The organism is Nakamurella endophytica, assembly GCF_014646215.1.
GTDB classification, from domain to species: domain Bacteria; phylum Actinomycetota; class Actinomycetes; order Mycobacteriales; family Nakamurellaceae; genus Nakamurella; species Nakamurella endophytica.
Window position 1 is genome coordinate 114628 of sequence record NZ_BMNA01000006.1, and the last position, 15690, is coordinate 130317.

General features: G+C 75.3%; 11 protein-coding genes. 10 read left to right on the forward strand and 1 reads right to left on the reverse strand.

The annotated features are described in order from the left end of the window. Positions 1-82: 82 nt before the first annotated feature. Positions 83-3280: a hybrid sensor histidine kinase/response regulator gene (locus IEY37_RS15325; protein WP_188943061.1), complete on the reverse strand. Its 3198-nt coding sequence runs from the start codon at positions 3278-3280 to the stop codon at positions 83-85. Between the two features lie 658 nt (positions 3281-3938). On the opposite strand from IEY37_RS15325, the gene IEY37_RS15330 reads away from it, so the two are divergent. The 10 genes from IEY37_RS15330 (at position 3939) to IEY37_RS15375 (ending at position 15683) form a co-directional block, all read left to right on the forward strand. After that, complete coding sequence (locus IEY37_RS15330) at positions 3939-5114, forward strand: glycosyltransferase (protein WP_229674485.1); 1176 nt, start codon at positions 3939-3941, stop codon at positions 5112-5114. Beyond that, on the forward strand, positions 5111-6472 hold the full coding sequence (locus IEY37_RS15335) for an oligosaccharide flippase family protein (RefSeq protein WP_188943063.1): 1362 nt from the start codon (positions 5111-5113) through the stop codon (positions 6470-6472). Before IEY37_RS15330 ends, IEY37_RS15335 begins: the two co-directional genes overlap by 4 nt. Then, the gene (locus IEY37_RS15340; protein ID WP_188943065.1) at positions 6469-7608 is read left to right on the forward strand and encodes a dolichyl-phosphate beta-glucosyltransferase; all 1140 of its coding nucleotides are present in this window, start codon (positions 6469-6471) and stop codon (positions 7606-7608) included. Before IEY37_RS15335 ends, IEY37_RS15340 begins: the two co-directional genes overlap by 4 nt. Then, positions 7605-7937: an STAS domain-containing protein gene (locus tag IEY37_RS15345; protein ID WP_188943067.1), complete on the forward strand. Its 333-nt coding sequence runs from the start codon at positions 7605-7607 to the stop codon at positions 7935-7937. Before IEY37_RS15340 ends, IEY37_RS15345 begins: the two co-directional genes overlap by 4 nt. Continuing rightward, complete coding sequence (locus tag IEY37_RS15350; RefSeq protein WP_188943069.1) at positions 7934-9280, forward strand: PP2C family protein-serine/threonine phosphatase; 1347 nt, start codon at positions 7934-7936, stop codon at positions 9278-9280. The genes IEY37_RS15345 and IEY37_RS15350 overlap by 4 nt, the downstream gene beginning before the upstream one ends. Continuing rightward, positions 9277-9705: an ATP-binding protein gene (locus IEY37_RS15355; RefSeq protein WP_188943071.1), complete on the forward strand. Its 429-nt coding sequence runs from the start codon at positions 9277-9279 to the stop codon at positions 9703-9705. The genes IEY37_RS15350 and IEY37_RS15355 overlap by 4 nt, the downstream gene beginning before the upstream one ends. Further along, the gene (locus IEY37_RS15360) at positions 9702-10079 is read left to right on the forward strand and encodes an STAS domain-containing protein (RefSeq protein WP_188943073.1); all 378 of its coding nucleotides are present in this window, start codon (positions 9702-9704) and stop codon (positions 10077-10079) included. The genes IEY37_RS15355 and IEY37_RS15360 overlap by 4 nt, the downstream gene beginning before the upstream one ends. After that, positions 10076-10477, forward strand: a complete 402-nt coding sequence (locus IEY37_RS15365) for a response regulator (RefSeq protein WP_188943075.1) — start codon at positions 10076-10078, stop codon at positions 10475-10477. Before IEY37_RS15360 ends, IEY37_RS15365 begins: the two co-directional genes overlap by 4 nt. Before the next feature lie 89 nt (positions 10478-10566). Next, entirely contained in the window at positions 10567-11517 is a 951-nt protein-coding gene (locus IEY37_RS15370; protein WP_188943077.1) for an endonuclease/exonuclease/phosphatase family protein, read from the forward strand. Beyond that, positions 11514-15683 carry a hypothetical protein gene (locus tag IEY37_RS15375; RefSeq protein WP_188943079.1) on the forward strand — a complete coding sequence of 1390 codons (4170 nt, stop codon included), beginning with the start codon at positions 11514-11516 and terminating at the stop codon, positions 15681-15683. The genes IEY37_RS15370 and IEY37_RS15375 overlap by 4 nt, the downstream gene beginning before the upstream one ends. Positions 15684-15690 lie beyond the last annotated feature (7 nt).

Sequence of the window (15690 nt, forward strand, 5' to 3'; positions counted from 1 at the left end):
CGTTACGAGACGAAACGCGGGACGGCGGCGTGCCGCGCCGGGGCCCGCCGCAAGTCACACCGGCGGCGCGCCGGGCGCCGGCTCAGTCGAGGACGTCCACGGCGGTGCGGTGCGCGGTGACCGCGGCGGTGGCCTCGTCGAGGGCGGCCAGCAGCACCGCGATCTCGGCCGGCGCCGGGACCGAGCCGGCCTTGCCGGCCAGTTCGGCGAGGTTCAGCAGGCCGGACAGCCGTGCGGCGCCGACCGTCGAGCTGCTGCCCTTGAGCCGGTGCGCCCGGAACGCCACGGCGTCGGCGTCCGCCAGGTCGACGGCGGCCCGGAAGGTCTCGGGGAACCCGGCGCAGTCGGCGAGCCACTGGTCGACCACCACGTCACGCACCTCCGGCCCCAGCTCACCGAGGTCGGCCCACTGCTCGAGGTCGAGCACCGGCGCGGTGCCGCCCGCCGAGGCGCCCGGCCCGGCGACCGCGGACGCCGGGACGCTCTGTACCACTGCGGGTTCCGTCGCGGCCGGTTCCGTCGCGGGCAGCGGCTGCCGCTCCGGCCCTGGCGGTCCTGGCGGCTCTTGCGGCACTGGTGGCTCTTGTGGAGCTGGTGGCTCCGCCGCCGCGGCGGGGCCGCCGGGCAGGTCGGTCCGGCGGCCGGCCAGCGGCACCACCTGGGCCAGCGTCGCCCGCAGGTCCTCGGCGCGGACCGGCTTGCTCAGGTAGGCGTCCATCCCGGCGGCAGCGCAGGCTCGCTGGTCCTCGGCGGTCACGCTGGCGGTCAGGGCGATGACGAACGGCTGGTGCACCGCGCCGTCGAGGCCTCGGATCGCTCGGGTGGCGTCGAGCCCGTCCATGACCGGCATGTGCACGTCCATGAGCACCGCGTCGTACGCGGTCCGGCGCACCGCGTCCACGGCCGCCCGCCCGTCGCCGACGATGTCCACCCGGTGACCGGCCAGCCGCAGCATGGCCTGGCCCACCGACTGGTTGATCTTGTTGTCCTCGGCCATCAGCACGTACAGCGACGGGCCCGCGGCCGCCGGGGGAACCAGGTCGACGCGGGCCGGCCCGCCGTCCGACAGCAGGCCCATCACCACCTTGTGCAGGTCGCCGCTGCGCACCGGCTTGGTCAGCACGGCCGCGAAGACCGCGCGGTCGTCGGCGGACATCGACGCGGACAGGCTGGTCAGCAGGACCAGCGGCACGCCGTCCCAGCCGGGCAGCCGGCGCAGCTCCCGGGCCAGCGCAACCCCGTCCCCGTCGGGCAGGTACATGTCCAGCAGGGCGATGTCCGGCACCGCGGCGCCCGCGGACCCGACTGCGGACCCGTCCGGTCGCGCGGCTCCGTCCGCAGCGCCGTCCGGGGCGTCCGGTGGGGCGAGGGGTGAAGCCGGCGCGGTGGCCACCGCCAAGGCCTGCCTGCCGGACGCCGCCGGCAGTCCGAGCATCCCCCACCGGGTCAGCTGGCCCTGCAGGATCCGCAGGTTGTCGGGATGGTCGTCGACCAGCAGCGCCCGCCGCCCCGCCAGCGACACCGTGCTCAGCGCGGAGCTGCCCCGTGGCGCCTGCGCCGGACCGAACTCGACGGTGAAGGTGAAGGTCGATCCCCGGCCCGGTTCCGACCGGACCGCGATGTCGCCGCCCATCATGGTCACGATGGCGCGGCTGATCGCCAACCCGAGCCCGGACCCGCCGTACACGCGCGTGGTGGAGGCGTCGACCTGGCTGAACGGTCGGAAGAGCCGGGACATGCGGTCGGCGGGGATGCCGATGCCGGTGTCGGACACCGCGAACTCGACGAGCGTCCGCCCGCCCGGCCGGGTACCCGCCGGCCGGACCTCGACCACGACGCTGCCGTCGGCGGTGAACTTCACGGCGTTGCCGACCAGGTTCAGCAGCACCTGGCGGACCCGGGTGCGGTCCCCCCTGACCCAGCTCGGGCAGCCCTCGGCGAAGTCGCAGAGCAGGACGTCGTTCTTGCCGTCGGCGGTGACGGCGACCAACCCGAGCACGTCCTCGACCGCGTCGACCAGGTCGAACGGCCGGTCCTCCAGGTCCAGCTCGCCCGACTCGATCTTCGAGAAGTCGAGGATGTCGTTGATCACCTCGAGCAGCAGGTCACCGCTGCGACGCACGGTCTCGACGTACTCGCGCTGCACCGGGTCCAGCGGCGTCTCCAGCAGCAGCCCGGTCATGCCGATGACCGCGTTCATCGGGGTGCGGATCTCGTGGCTCATGGTGGCCAGGAACGCCGACTTGGCCGCCGTCGCCGCCAGCGCCTCGTCCCGCGCCACCGCCAGGCTGCGGTTGAGCTCCACCTCCTGCTGGGTGAGCCGGAAGGCGGCGCGTGCCGCCAGCAGCAGCCGGGCCGCGCCGGCGAGCAGGGTCGCGATGGCGAAGTACTTGGACAGCGCCGGCAGCGGGAAGAACTGGTCCACGACGACGACCAGCAGCGCGGCGAAGGTGAACAGCGACGGGCCGATCAACGACAGGGTGGCCATCGCGCGCCGCGGCGCCGGGGGCCGCCCGGTGCGCCACGCGACGACGGCGATCAGCAGGAAGGCCAGCGGAGCGGCGGCGTCGGCGATCGTCCCGCGCTGGTAGGTGCCCGAGACCAGCGACGGCACCAGGGCGGCGTTGCCCGCGGCCAGCACCGCCCACGCCGCCGTCATCAGCCACCAGTTGATGCTCGGCCGGCGCCCGAGGACGGTGGCCGCGCCGATCATCAGGGACACCAGCACGGTCACGCCCACGGCGTAGGCCAGCGCCTGCACGTTGCGGCTGCCCACGTCCTGGAGCGGAGCGAACATCAGCGCCGCCGCGACGGCAACGAGACCGCAGCTGGCGATGAGGCCGTCGAGCCAGACGCCGGACCCGGCGCGCGGCAGCCGGGGCCGCAGCAGCACCACGGTGCCGACGAACGCGGTGGCCAGGAACGCGACGTAGCACGCGTCGGCCGGCGTGGTCGCCGGCTGCGGCTGCCCGGCCGGGACCGTGACGGAGACGATCGCGTCGCCGAGGAAGATCCAGAACACGCTCAGCCCCAGCAGCCCCCAGGCGGCGCGTTCGCTGCGGATCCGGAGGACGCGGGCCGCGATCAGCGCCGGCGCCGCCAGCTCGAGAGCCAGGTAGAACCACGAGTCCCACCACCCGGGCCGGTCGGCGCGGTGGCTGACGAGGGTGGACGCCGCGTAGACCAGGACGCCGGTCAGCAGGACGGCGAAGGATGCGGTCACCCAGCGCGGGCGGGGCAGCGGTGCACTGCCGACCGGGCCGACCGGGCCGGCCGACACCGGCCTGGCACCGGACCGGCGCACGCGCTCCGTCGACGTCGCCGGCTCCGTCACGGAGGGTGTCGCAACCCAGTCCATCCCTGCCGCGCACCTCCGACCGCCCGCCGCCACGCCGGTGCCCGTGCACCGTCGGCCACCGCCCGGGGACCGCCGCCGGGGAAACGGTGGAATTGTGCTCCGCCGCCTCCGCCGGTCTGCATCGGATGGCACACTCATGGTGCACCACAACGGTGCCGGACGGGTCAGGAACAGCGGAAGCGGGAGGCCGATGGAGGTCCGCGGATATCGCGGCGCAGCAGCGGCGGACACCTCCGTCGACGGCGATGGGGTGAATGGTTCGGCCGCAGTTCCGTGCGATTTCACCGAGCGTATACCGGGTCCGGCCGGCGCTCCCGCGCGATCGGGCGTCCGATCACCCCAACGCGCATCGACCTCACTGTCCGTCACTGCTACGGCGCCGACCGCCCCGGCGTTTCCGGGCGGCGGTCGTGACGGAGGGTCACCGGATGCGGTGGCCGGGTCCGACCGGAGCGAGCGACCCGCCGGGCCGGTGCGACCGCCGGCCACGGGTGACGACGGACACGTCGACGCCGCCGCGACGGCCGTCGGGATGCGACCGGCGGGTACGGCCCGGGCCGCCGGGCTCCGGGTCGGCGTGGTGACGGCGTACCCGCCGGGACGGAACAGCCTCAACGAGTTCGGCCACCACCTGGTCAAGCACCTCGAGCGGCAACCGGAGGTGGCCGAGGTCGTCGTCTTCGCCGACGAGACGGACGCGGGCGTCGCGCCGTCCCGTCCCGGTCTGCGAGTGGAGGCGTGCTGGCGGTTCAACAGCGTCGGCAACCTCGTCCGCATCGCCGCGGCGGTGCGTCGCACCCGCCCGGACGCCGTCCTGCTCAACCTGCAGTTCGCCACCTTCGGTGACCGCCGGGTGGCCGGCGGGCTCGGCCTGCTGCTGCCGCTGGTGCTGCGCATGCTGCGGGTGCCCAGCATCGTCGTCCTGCACAACCTGGCCGACAACGTCGACATGCGGGATGCCGGATTCGCGTCCTCGGCGGCGGTGGCGCGGCTGCTGACAATGGCCGGGCGAATCCTGACCCGAGCATTGTTGAAAGCCGATCTGGTGGCCCTGACCATTCCGCGGTATGTCGAGTTCCTGCAGCGCAGCTATGGCGCCGAGAATGTGGTGCTGGCGCCGCACGGTAGTTTCGAGGAATTGGCGGTCCCGTCGGTGGACGTTCCACCCGGACGGCGCCGGATCCTGGCCTTCGGAAAATGGGGTACGTACAAGACCGTCGACATCCTGGTGCAGGCCTACACGGAGCTGCTGCGACGCGGGCACGGCGACGACCTCGAGCTCGTGCTGGCCGGGACGGACAGCCCCAACTCGCCCGGGTACATGGCCTCCGTCGCCGAGCGGTTCGCCGACGTGCCGCACCTGGTGCTGCCGGGTTACGTGGCCGAGGAGGACGTCCCGGCGCTGTTCAGCTCGGCGGCGGTGGTGGCCTTCCCGTACACGTCGACCACCGGCAGCTCCGGGGTCCTGCACCAGGCCGGCGAGTACGGCCGGGCCGCGGTGCTGCCGCGGATCGGCGACCTGGTCGACATCATCGAGGAGGAGGGCTTCCGCGGCGTCTACTTCGAGCCGGGCGACGCGGTGAGCCTCGCCGACGCGCTGCAGACGGTGCTCCAGGACGACGATCTGCGCAGCGACCTGGGCCGCCGCAACTTCGCCGCCGCCACCGGCATCCCGATGTTCGAGGTGGTGCACTGGCACGTGCTGCACCTGCAGCGGCTGCTGGACCGCCGGCGTGCCCGCCGGGGTGCGCGATGACGGCCGCCACCACCGGGACGGGCGGCAGTCCGGTGCCCGCTCCGGTGCCGGCCGGCGGCACGCCGGCTGCCGCGCCCCGCGGTGGCCGGGAACTCGTGGGCGGGGGCGCCGTCCTCGGGCTGGCGATGATCGTCGCCAACGCCGGCAACTACGCGCTGAACCTGGTGCTCGGCCGCTGGCTCGGTCCCGCGGAGTTCTCCGACGCCAACCTGATGGTCACCCTCATGCTGACCGTGGCGTCGGCGGCGCTGTGCCTGCAGATGGTGGCGGCCCGGTTCGTCGCCGCGGCGGACGAGGCCGGCGACCCCGACCGCGCCGACCGGATCGCCCACCGGCTGCGGCGGTGGGCGCTGGTCGGCGGGATCGCCACGGGCGTGCTGCTCGCCGCGCCGGCCGCCGGCTGGGCGCGGCTGTTCCAGACCGGCTCGGCCTGGCCGTTCGTCCTGCTGGGCGCCGGCATGCCGTGCTACCTCCTGCAGTCCGTCGGTCGCGGTGTCATGCAGGGCCGGCTGCGGTTCCGGCCGCTGGCGGCGACGTTCGTGGTGGAGATGGCCGTGCGGCTGGTGCTGGGCATCGCGCTGGTCGCCGCGGGCGCCGGCGTCCTCGGCGCGACCGCGGCCCTGACCGCGTCGTTCGTGGCCACCTGGCTGGCGGTCCGGCTGCTCGGCGGGACCGGCGGCACCCGGGCCGCCGCGGGCGGGATCGGCGACGTGCGCGAGGTGCGCCGCTACGCCGGCACCGTGTCGGTGCTGCTCGTCGGCCAGATCCTGGCCAACAACACCGACGTGCTCGTCGCCAAGGCGTTCTTCGCGCCGGCCGAGGCCGGCGTCTACTCCGCCGTCGCCCTGGTCGGCCGGGCGGTGTTCTTCCTGGCCTGGTCGGTGGCCACGGTGCTGTTCCCGGCGGCGGCGCGCCGGCACAGCAGCGGCGGCCACACCGGCGGGCTGCTGCGCGGCGGTTCGCTCGCGGTGCTGGCCATCGGGGCGCTGTGCACCGCCGGGGCAGCGTTGGTCGGCGGTCCGGTGCTCGGCGTGGTGCTGGGACCGGACTACGCCCACGTGTCCGGGCCGCTGGCCGGGTACGCCGCGATGACCACGCTGTTCGCCGTGGCCAACCTGGTGGCCAGCCACGACCTGTCCCGCGGGCGGTTGGGGACGTCGGTGCTGGTGCTCGCCGGCGCCGCGGTGCAGCTGGTGTTCCTGCTCGTCCGGCACGCCGACATCGGCCAGCTGATCGCCGGCCAGACCGTCGCGATGGCGCTGACCCTGCTGGCGGTGGCCGTGGCGGCACGGTCCGAACTGTTCGGCCGGCACGGCCAGCACGGACACGACCACGAGAGAGAGGTCGCGGCGGCATGAGCGGCAGCACACCGACGGTCGCCGGCACGGACCGGTACCGCGCGTTCAAGGCCTGGGTCAGCACCCCGCTGACGGAGCCGCCTCGCATCTCGGTCGTCATCCCGGCCTACAACGAGGAGTGGCGGATCCTGCCGACGGTCGGCGCCATCGCCACCCACCTGAGCGCCCGCGGGGAGCCGTGGGAGCTCGTCGTCGCCGACGACGGGTCGAGCGACAGCACGGTGGCGTTGCTGCAGGACCTGCGCTTCCCGAACCTGCGCGTGCTCGTCGCGGATCGCAACCGCGGCAAGGGATCCGCGGTCCGCCGCGGTGTCGCGGCGGCACGCGGCCGGTACGTGCTCTTCGCCGACGCCGACCAGTCGACCCCGATCGAGCAGTTCGACCGGCTGCTCGCGCTGATCACCGACGAGGGGTACGACGTCGTGGTCGGCTCCCGGGCGGCCCGGGGTGCCGCCGTGCACAGCAAGAGCCTGCTGCGCAAGGTGCTCAGCCGCGGCCTGCGGATCCTGGTCTCGGCCGGGTTCGGCGTGAAGGTGGCCGACACCCAGTGCGGCTTCAAGCTCTTCACCGCCGATGCGGCACGCAGTCTGTTCGCACTGCAGGTGGTGGACGGGTTCTCGTTCGACCTCGAGGTGCTGTACCTGGCGAGCCGGCTGGGGCTGCGCACCGCCGAGGAGCCGGTGGAGTGGATCGACGCGCCCGGCTCGACGGTGGACGCCGCCAAGGTCAGCCTCCAGTTCCTGGCCGACCTGGTCCGGATCCGGCTGCACGACCTGCGCGGCGGCTACCGGCAGCGCCCGGCGCTGCCGGCCTCGGAGGCTCCGCACACCGCCGATGCAGCGGAGGCGGGGGAGGTGGCGGATGCGGCCGACGGACCGGGTGTCCCGGCCGCGACCGGGATGTCGGCGCGACCGGTCGCACGGCCGGACGAGAACGTCACCACTGCACCCGGTCCCGCGGCGAGGCGCTCCGCGGCGCCGGGTGCCGCCGAGCCCCCACCCGTCCCGCCCGCCGGCCCGGACCCCGCGCCGCAGCCGGTCGAGCAGTCGACCGAGCGGCCGGCGCCTGCGCCGGCGCCGAGGCACACCCACGGTCCCGTCCCTCTGTCCCTGTCCCGAGAGGTCGCCCCGCGATGAGGATCCGTATCGACACGTCCGGGAGCCGGGCGTCCGTCGCCGTCGCCGGACGGTTCGACGCCCACGAGGTCGCCGAGTTCCGCACGGTCGTCGAGCCGCTCGTGGCCGCGGCGGACGAGCTGCGCCTGGACCTGTCCAACGTCGTGTTCATCGACTCCACCGCGCTGGCCGAGCTGGTCCGGCTGGACAAGGCGACCCGCGCCGCCGGCGGCACCCTCGTGCTCACCGACCTGTCCGACCCGGTGCGGGTGATCATGGAGATCACCGCGCTGCTCCCGGTCTTCACCGTCGAGGAGCCCGCGGGGGCCGGCGCGGACGGAGCGCCGTGAGCAGTGCGCTGAGCAGTGCCGTCGCCGGGCCCGGCGGTGCCGGCCCGCTGGAGTCGGCGCTGGCCCGGCTGACCGACCCCGCCGGGTCCGACGCCGACCGCCGGGAGGCGGCCGACGGGATCCGCGACCTGGTGCAGGACATGACCCTGGCCCAGCACGAGATCACCGGCGCGCTGATCGCGGTGCAGGACCGGATGACGGCCCTGCGCGCGTTGACGCAGATCAACGTCGAGTCCCTCGGCGAGGCCGAGGCCGACGTCCGGATGCTGACCGAGGCCCGGACGATGACCGACTCCGACACGGTGGTGCTGGTGGGCGACGACACCCACCTGTACGCCGGTCCGGACCCGGAGGCGGCCGCAGCGCTCGTCCGCCTGGTGCGCGACCAGCTGGCCGCTCCGCGGCAGGTGCCGATCGCCGTCACCGACGGCGGCGCCACCGTGGTGGCGGTGCTGCGGCAGCCCGATCCCTTCCGGCGTGCGCTCGGTTTCGCCCGCGACGGGTGGGCCTTCACCACCGGCGACCTGCAGCTCGTCGAGGCGGTGATGAGCGCGACCGACATGATGCAGACCCTGACCCGGATGCACCTCGAGGCTGTGGAGCGGGCGGCCATCGCCCAGGAGCACCAGGCGGCGTCGTCGCTGGCGCAGGCGGTCCTGGCGCAGCCGCTGCCCCGGGTGGACGGCGTCGAGCTGTTCTGCAGCTCCATGCCGGCCAGCCTGGCGGGTGGCGACTTCCACGTCTTCGCCGTGGTCGACGGTCGGCTGTGGTTCGCCGTCGGCGACGTCGCGGGCAAGGGACTGCCCGCGGCGATCGTCATGTCCAGGGCGGTGAGCGCCACCCGGGTCGCGCTGCGCACCAGCCTCGACCCCGGCGCCGCCGTCGCCGCGGTCAGCGCCGAGCTCTACGACTACCTCGGGGACGTCGGCGTGTTCGTGACCCTGGTGGTCGGCGTCCTGGACCCGGCGGACGGCACCGTCCGGGCCTGCAACGCCGGGCACTCGCCGGTGCTGGTGCGGCAGCAGGGGCGGGTCCGGCCGGTCGCGGCCGACACCGCGCCGGTCGGCGTGCTGGAGATCGAGGACCCGACGGTCACCGAGCTCCGGCTGGCCCCGGGCGACGCGCTGCTGGTCGGCTCGGACGGGTTGGCGGAGCAGGAGGACGGCGCGGGCGAGCTGTTCGGCTACGTGCGGCTGGAACAGGTGCTGGCCGGCGGCCCGTCGTCGGCGGAGGAGCTGGGCCGGCAGGTGCTCGCAGCCGTCGCCGGGCATGCCGACGGGACGGCGCCGTCCGACGACTGCACGCTCGTCGTGCTGACCCCGTCCGGGGCGGTGGCCCGGTGACCGAGGTCGCGACGTCGCTCGACCTGGGAGCCGACCTGCTGTCGGTGCGCCGCATCGGACCCTGGCTGTCCGAGCTGCTCGACGGTCTGCCGGCCGCGGAGGCCGGCGCGCTGCACGGCCGGCTCGAGCTCGCCGTCCACGAGGTGTGCGTCAACATCGTCGAGCACGCCGGCGTCGCGGACGGCGACGTCCTCGGACTGCGCGGGGACGTGACCCTCGACGCGGTCACCGTCCGGGTCACCGGGCCGGGGATGCCGATCGACCCGGCCCTGATCCCGGAGCCCAGGCCGTCCGAGCCGCAGATCCGCGGGTACGGGCTGATGATCGTCCGCCGGCTGGTCGACCGGCTGGAGTGCCGTGCCGACGGTGGGCGCGCCGTCTGGATGCTGCGGGTGGACCGCGACGGGAAGGGAACAGGTCGATGACGGGCGTCGCGACGGACACCGGCGCGGCTGCCGGCGGCGAAGGCACGGACCTGCGGATCGAGATCACCGCGGACGAGCCGGGAGCTGCGGTGCTGCGCCTGGCCGGGCGGCTGGATGCGCTGCAGGCGCCGGAGCTCGACGCGCGGTTCCGCGAGCTGGTCCCGCTCGGCCGGGTGCGGCTGCTCGTCGACCTGTCCGCGGTGGGCTTCGTGGACAGCGCCGGCCTGGCCGTGCTGGTCCGCGCCCGGCGGACCACCCGCGAGCACGGCGGGGACGTGGTGCTGATCCGGCCGCGGTCCCCGGAGGGGCAGCGGGTGTTCCGGCTGACGCAGTTCGACCAGGTGTTCCGCATGCTCGACGAGAGCCCGCGGTGACCCGGCCGTCCGCCGGCGCGGCCGGCGAGGGCCGCCGCGCGCTGGTCGTCGACGACGACACCGTCTCGCGCCTGGTGCTGACGCACATGCTGCGGCGGTCGGGCTGGCAGGTGACCGAGGCCGCGGACGTCCAGCCCGCCCTGGAGGTGCTCGAGGCCGGCGGGATCGACATGGTCCTGAGCGACTACTCGATGCCCGGCGGGACCGGCGTCGACCTGCTCCCGGCCGTGGACGCACAACCGCGGCGGCCGCTGTTCGTGCTGATCACCGGCATCCTCGAGCACCTGGAGAGCGGCGGCGAGGGTGGCGGCGTGGACGCCCGGCTGACCAAGCCGATCAGCAGCCGCGCGCTGGCCGACTGCCTGACGGCCCTGCGGGCCGGCGGGGCCGCCCGGTGACGGAGGCGCCGGCCGGCACCGCCCGTGCCGCCGGTGCCGGACGTCCCGCCCGCCCCGGACGTGCCGGACGTGGTGCCGTCGCGCGCCGGGTGGCCGTCGCCGCCGGATGGCTGGCGGCCGCCGGGATGTCCGTCGCCGCCGGCGCCCGGCTCTGGCGGTCGCAGAGCGAGCCGGTGCTGATCGGCCTGCAGGGCACGGTGATCTGGTCGCTGCTGCCCGCCTACCCGCTGGCCGTCGCGGCGCTGGTCGGCCGGCGTCGCGCGCTGGCCGCGGTCGCCGGGGCGCTGTGCGTCGCGCACGCCGGCTGGACGCTCGCGGCGGTCGGCTGGCACGGCGACCGGCCGGCACCGGCCGGGACGGTGCAGGTCCGGCTGGTCACCGCGAACGTGCTGCTGGACAACCCCTCCGTCCCCGCGCTGGCCGACGACCTGCTGGCCGCCCGCCCGGACGTGCTGCTGCTGCAGGAGGTGACGCCGCAGATCCTCGACCGGCTGGCCGGCACCCCGCTCTGGCAGGCCCTGCCGTACCGGGTCACCGACCCGCTGCCGGGCTTCCACGGCTCGGCGATCCTGTCCCGGTGGCCGGTGCTGTCCGGCGGGGCCTTCGACGTCGCCGGGTTCCCGATGACCCAGGCGGACATCCGGACGCCGGCCGGGCCGGTGCACGTCGTCGACGTGCACGCCCAGGCCCCGCTGAGCCACGAGGCGGCCGCGCGGTGGTCCGCGCAGTTCGACCGGCTCGCCCGGTTGCCGCTGCCAGCGGGCCGGCCGCTGGTGCTGGCCGGGGACTTCAACGCCACGCTCGACCACCGCCCGATGCAGCGGCTGCTCGCCGCCGGGTTCCGGGACGCCTTCGCCGAGTCGGGCACCGGCCTCGGCGCGACCTGGCCGGAGTGGTCCGGGCCGGTGCCGCCGCTCATGCGGCTGGACCACGTGCTGGTGAACGACCCGGTGACGGTGCTGTCGATCCGGGAGCGGACGAGCCCGGGCAGCGACCACCGGCGGCTGGAGGTCGAGCTCGCGGTCCCGGTGGCGCGGTGAGCACCGCCGCCCCGCAGCGGGCGGAGCCCGGGACGCCCGCGGAGCCCGGCACGCCGGCGGATCGCGCCCGTCCCGACGGGACGGGGGACCCGGCGGCCGAGCCTGCACGGCGCCATCCGGGCCACCGCTGGACCCGGCACTGGATCGAGCGCTGGATCCGCCGCCGGCGACGCAGCCCCGAGGCGCCGCACGGCCCGGCGGAGTCCGGTGAACCCCGCGGCACGGAGGGCGGCCGGAGCCTCCTCACCACCGACGACACCGACGGCACCGACGACATCGCGGGAAGCGACGGCCCCGCGGGCGCCGAGGCCGGAACCGCACCTGACACCGTCCCGCGCGGGACGGACCCGGGCGCCCCGTCCCCCACGGAGCCCGCGAGCCGCCGAGGTCCCGCCCACCGCGGGCGTCGCGACCCGGCGGACCCCGACCGCCCCGGCTGGATCGCCCGGCACCGGCTGCTGTGGCTGGCGCTGCTGCTCGTCGTCCTGTTCCACGGGGCGCTGCTGCTGGCCGGCAGCTACCAGCGGACCTACGACGCCTACGTCCACATCTTCTTCGCCGACCACTACCGCCGGAACTGGTTCTCCAGCTGGGACGACCGCTGGTACACCGGGTTCTCGGTCTTCAGCTACCCGCCCGGCGGCCACCAGGCGATCGCCGCCGTCAGCGAGCTGATCGGGTTGCGGCCGGCGTTCGTCGTCGTGCAGCTGTTCGCGCTGGTCAACCTTACCGTCGGGGTGTACCGCTGGTCGGCGGTGTGGGTGGACCGGGCGGCGGCGGGCTGGGCCGCGGTGCTGCTGGCGGTGAGCTCGTCGATCGCCGAGACGGTGCACGTCTTCGGGCAGCTGCCGACGACGCTGTCGCTGGGCTTCCTGCTGCAGAGCCTGCCGTTCGCCGACCGGTGGGTCCGCATCGGCGACCGCAGGGCCCTGGTGGCGGGCGTGGTCTGCACGATGGCCACCACCGCGTGCCACCACGTCACCACCCTGTTCGGCGCCGTCTTCTTCCTGGGGCCGGTGCTGGTCGCCGCGCTGGTCGGCGCGCTGCGCACGCCGCGGGTCGACGAGCCGGACGGCCACCTCGGGCGGGTCCCGCGGCGGCTGCTCTGGCCGCTGACCGCCCGCCGGTTGCGCCGGGTGCTGCCCTCGCTGCGCCGCGCCTGCGGGTACGGCGGGCTGGTGGTGACCGCCCTGCTGGTGGTCGTGCTGCCGTACTGGCTGTACTCGCGCAGCGACCCGATCACCCAGGTGACCATCCCGCACGCCAGCCGGGACAACTTCCTGGTCAACCTCAACGCCGGCCTGGTCTTCTGGCTGATCCCGTGGGGGACGACGCTGCTCGTGCTGCCGTACGCGCTGGTCCGCGGGTTCGCCTCGCGTGCCTGGCCGCTGGCGCTGTCGCTGGCCGGGCTGGCGTTCCTGGGCACCGGCGGCACCACGCCGCTGCCCAAGATGCTGCTGGCCGGCGCCTACAACATCCTCACCCTCGACCGGTTCACCTTCTGGGCCACGATCTGCGTGCTGCCGCTGGCCGGCCGGTTCGTCGACAGCCTGGTCCGCGGCACCCTGCGGCACTGGTTGGTCCGGCAGGTGGGCCGGACGATGGCCGGGGTGCTGCCGGTGCTGCTGCTGGTGGCGCACCTGGTCACCACGCTGTTCGCCGCGAATCTGACCCACTACCGGCCGTTCCAGCCGGCGGCCATCGACGTCACCCCGATCACCGCGTTCCTGGCCAAGGACCAGCACGACGACTGGCGCTACCTGACGCTGGGCTTCGGCGACCAGATGGCCTGGCTCGGGGCGAACACCACGGCACAGACGGTCGACGGCGACTACCACTCGGCGCGGCAGCTGCCCGAGCTGACCAGCCGGCCGGTGGAACGGCTGGAGGGTGCCAAGTACTCCGGGGTACCCGGCATCGGCAGCCTGCAGCAGTTCCTGGCCGTCCCGGAGCGCTACAACCTGAAGTACGTCTTCTCCAACGACGCCTTCTACGCGCCGCTGCTGGACGCGAGCGGCTGGACCGACCTGGGGCCGCTGGAGAACGGGATCGAGGTGTGGGAGCGGGCCGACGTGGCGCCGCTGCCGGTGTCCGCGGTGGACCGGGAGGGTCCGCTGTGGGAGCGGCTGCTGTGGGGCACGGTGCCGCCGGCCTCGATCCTGCTGGCCCTGCTGGTGCTGGCGTGGTGGGCCGTCGGTGCGCCGGGCCGGCTGGGCCGGCTGGCCGTGCTGGGCCGGCCCGCCCGCTGGGCCGCGGTGCCGTTCCGGCGGGTCGCCGCCCGCGTGGACCGCCGGCTGCGCCGGGCGGCCGACCGGCTGCCGGCCGCGGAGCGGCTCGCCGGTGGTACGGCTGTGAACGCGGGTGGCACGGCACCGGACGCCGGCGGCACCGCACCGGACGCCGGCCACACGGCACCGGACGACGTCGGCGCGGCGCCGGGTGCCGTGACCGGTGCCCGGCCCGGCGGGTCCGGCGGTCCGAGCGTCGACCGTCCCGACCCGGTCCCTGGTGCGGCGGCGGCCGGGGCCACCGGCACCGCCCTCGGCGAGTCGGATGCCGCTGCCCGGTGGCTGCCCTGGCGGCCCGTGGCCCGCCGGGTCCGCGACCGGGCGCGGCGACCGGTGCCGCCCGGCCGTCGCCGGCGGCAGGCCGTCGCCGTCGCGGTGGTGCTCGTCGCCGGTGCCGGCACGGCCGGCGTGCTGGTGCTCCGGCCGTCCGCGCCGACGCCCACGGCGGTCGTCGAGGCCTACTACGACCACCTGGACTTCCGCCGGTTCGCCGACGCGTGGGCGTTGCTGGACCCGCAGACCCGCCCGGCGTTCGAGGCGTACCAGCTCGACCTCGGCCGGGACGGCGGGCTGGTGGCGTCGTTCGCCAAGCTGTCCGACGACTCGGTGGTGCTGCGCTCGGCGTCGCCGGGGCGGGCCGTGGTCACCGCGACGCTGGACTACCTGACCTCGCTCGAGTCGTACCGGGTGGTCACCGACGTCGCCCTGGTCGAGCGCGAGGGCCGCTGGTACGTCGACCTGCCCGCTGCCGACCCGTCCGTGTCGCCGGACGAGTTCTACAGCCGGCCGGGGGTGGACTTCCGGTCGCAGGGCCGGCGGACCACCAACGGCGCCACCACCGACGGCACCGGGGTCACCGGGGCCGGCGGGACGGGTGCGACCGGGGCCGGCGGGGTGGCGGCGGCGACCGCGCCGGTGGACGTGCTGGACCGTCCCGAACTGGTGCTCCGCGATGTGCGGTCGCTGCGGGTGGACGGCCGGTGGGTGGTGATCGGCGAGGTGGCCAACGCCGACGTCGACCCGGCCGACGTCACCGTGGAGGCCCAGCTGCGGAACCCGGCCGGCACGCTGCTGGCGTCCTGGGACGCCGCCCAGGTGCTGGTGCACAAGCTGATGCCGGGGGAGAGCAGCCCGTTCCGGATCGAGTTCCAGAGCATCGCCGGCACCGGCGACTACGGCACCGAGGCCGACGGCGGCGTCAAGACCGCCACCACGGGCGGCGGCACCGGCGGCACGGGCACGGGCGGGACGGGCACCGGCGGCGACGGCGCCGGCACCGCCGATACCGGCATGGCTACCGGCATGGCTACCGGCACGGGCAACGGTGCGTCGGTGGGGCCGGCCCCCGCCCCGGCCGCCGCCGCAAAGAGCGTGCACGGCCCCGTGGAATTCGACCCGCAGACCATCACGCCGCTCGTGCTGGCGCCGGGCGCGACGGTGGCGTCCGTCGACGTCTACGCCCGGGCGGTGGTCACCACGGCAGCCACCACGCGGGGTCTGCAGGTGCTCGGCCTGCACGTCGCCACCGGTCCCGACGGCGCACCCGCGCTGGCCGGCGTGCTGCGCAACGACACCACGACCGAGGCGTCCGTGCCGCACCTGCTGCTCTCCTACACCGGCGCCGACGGCGGGCTGGCCTGGGTCGACCATGCCTACCTGGCCACCAGCGTGGCCCCGCAGTCCGACGTCGCCTTCTCCGTACCGCTCGCCGCCGCCACGGGGCTGCAGCCGTCGGGAGTGGCCACCGCGGGGTACGCGGGGCCGTCGCACACCCCGCCCAGCCGGCTGCTGCCGCCGATGCTGACGCTGCCGGTCGGGACTGGCTTCGCCGGCGTCAGCGTCACCGCGACGACCTTCGCCCGGGGAGCCACCCAGTGACCGGCCG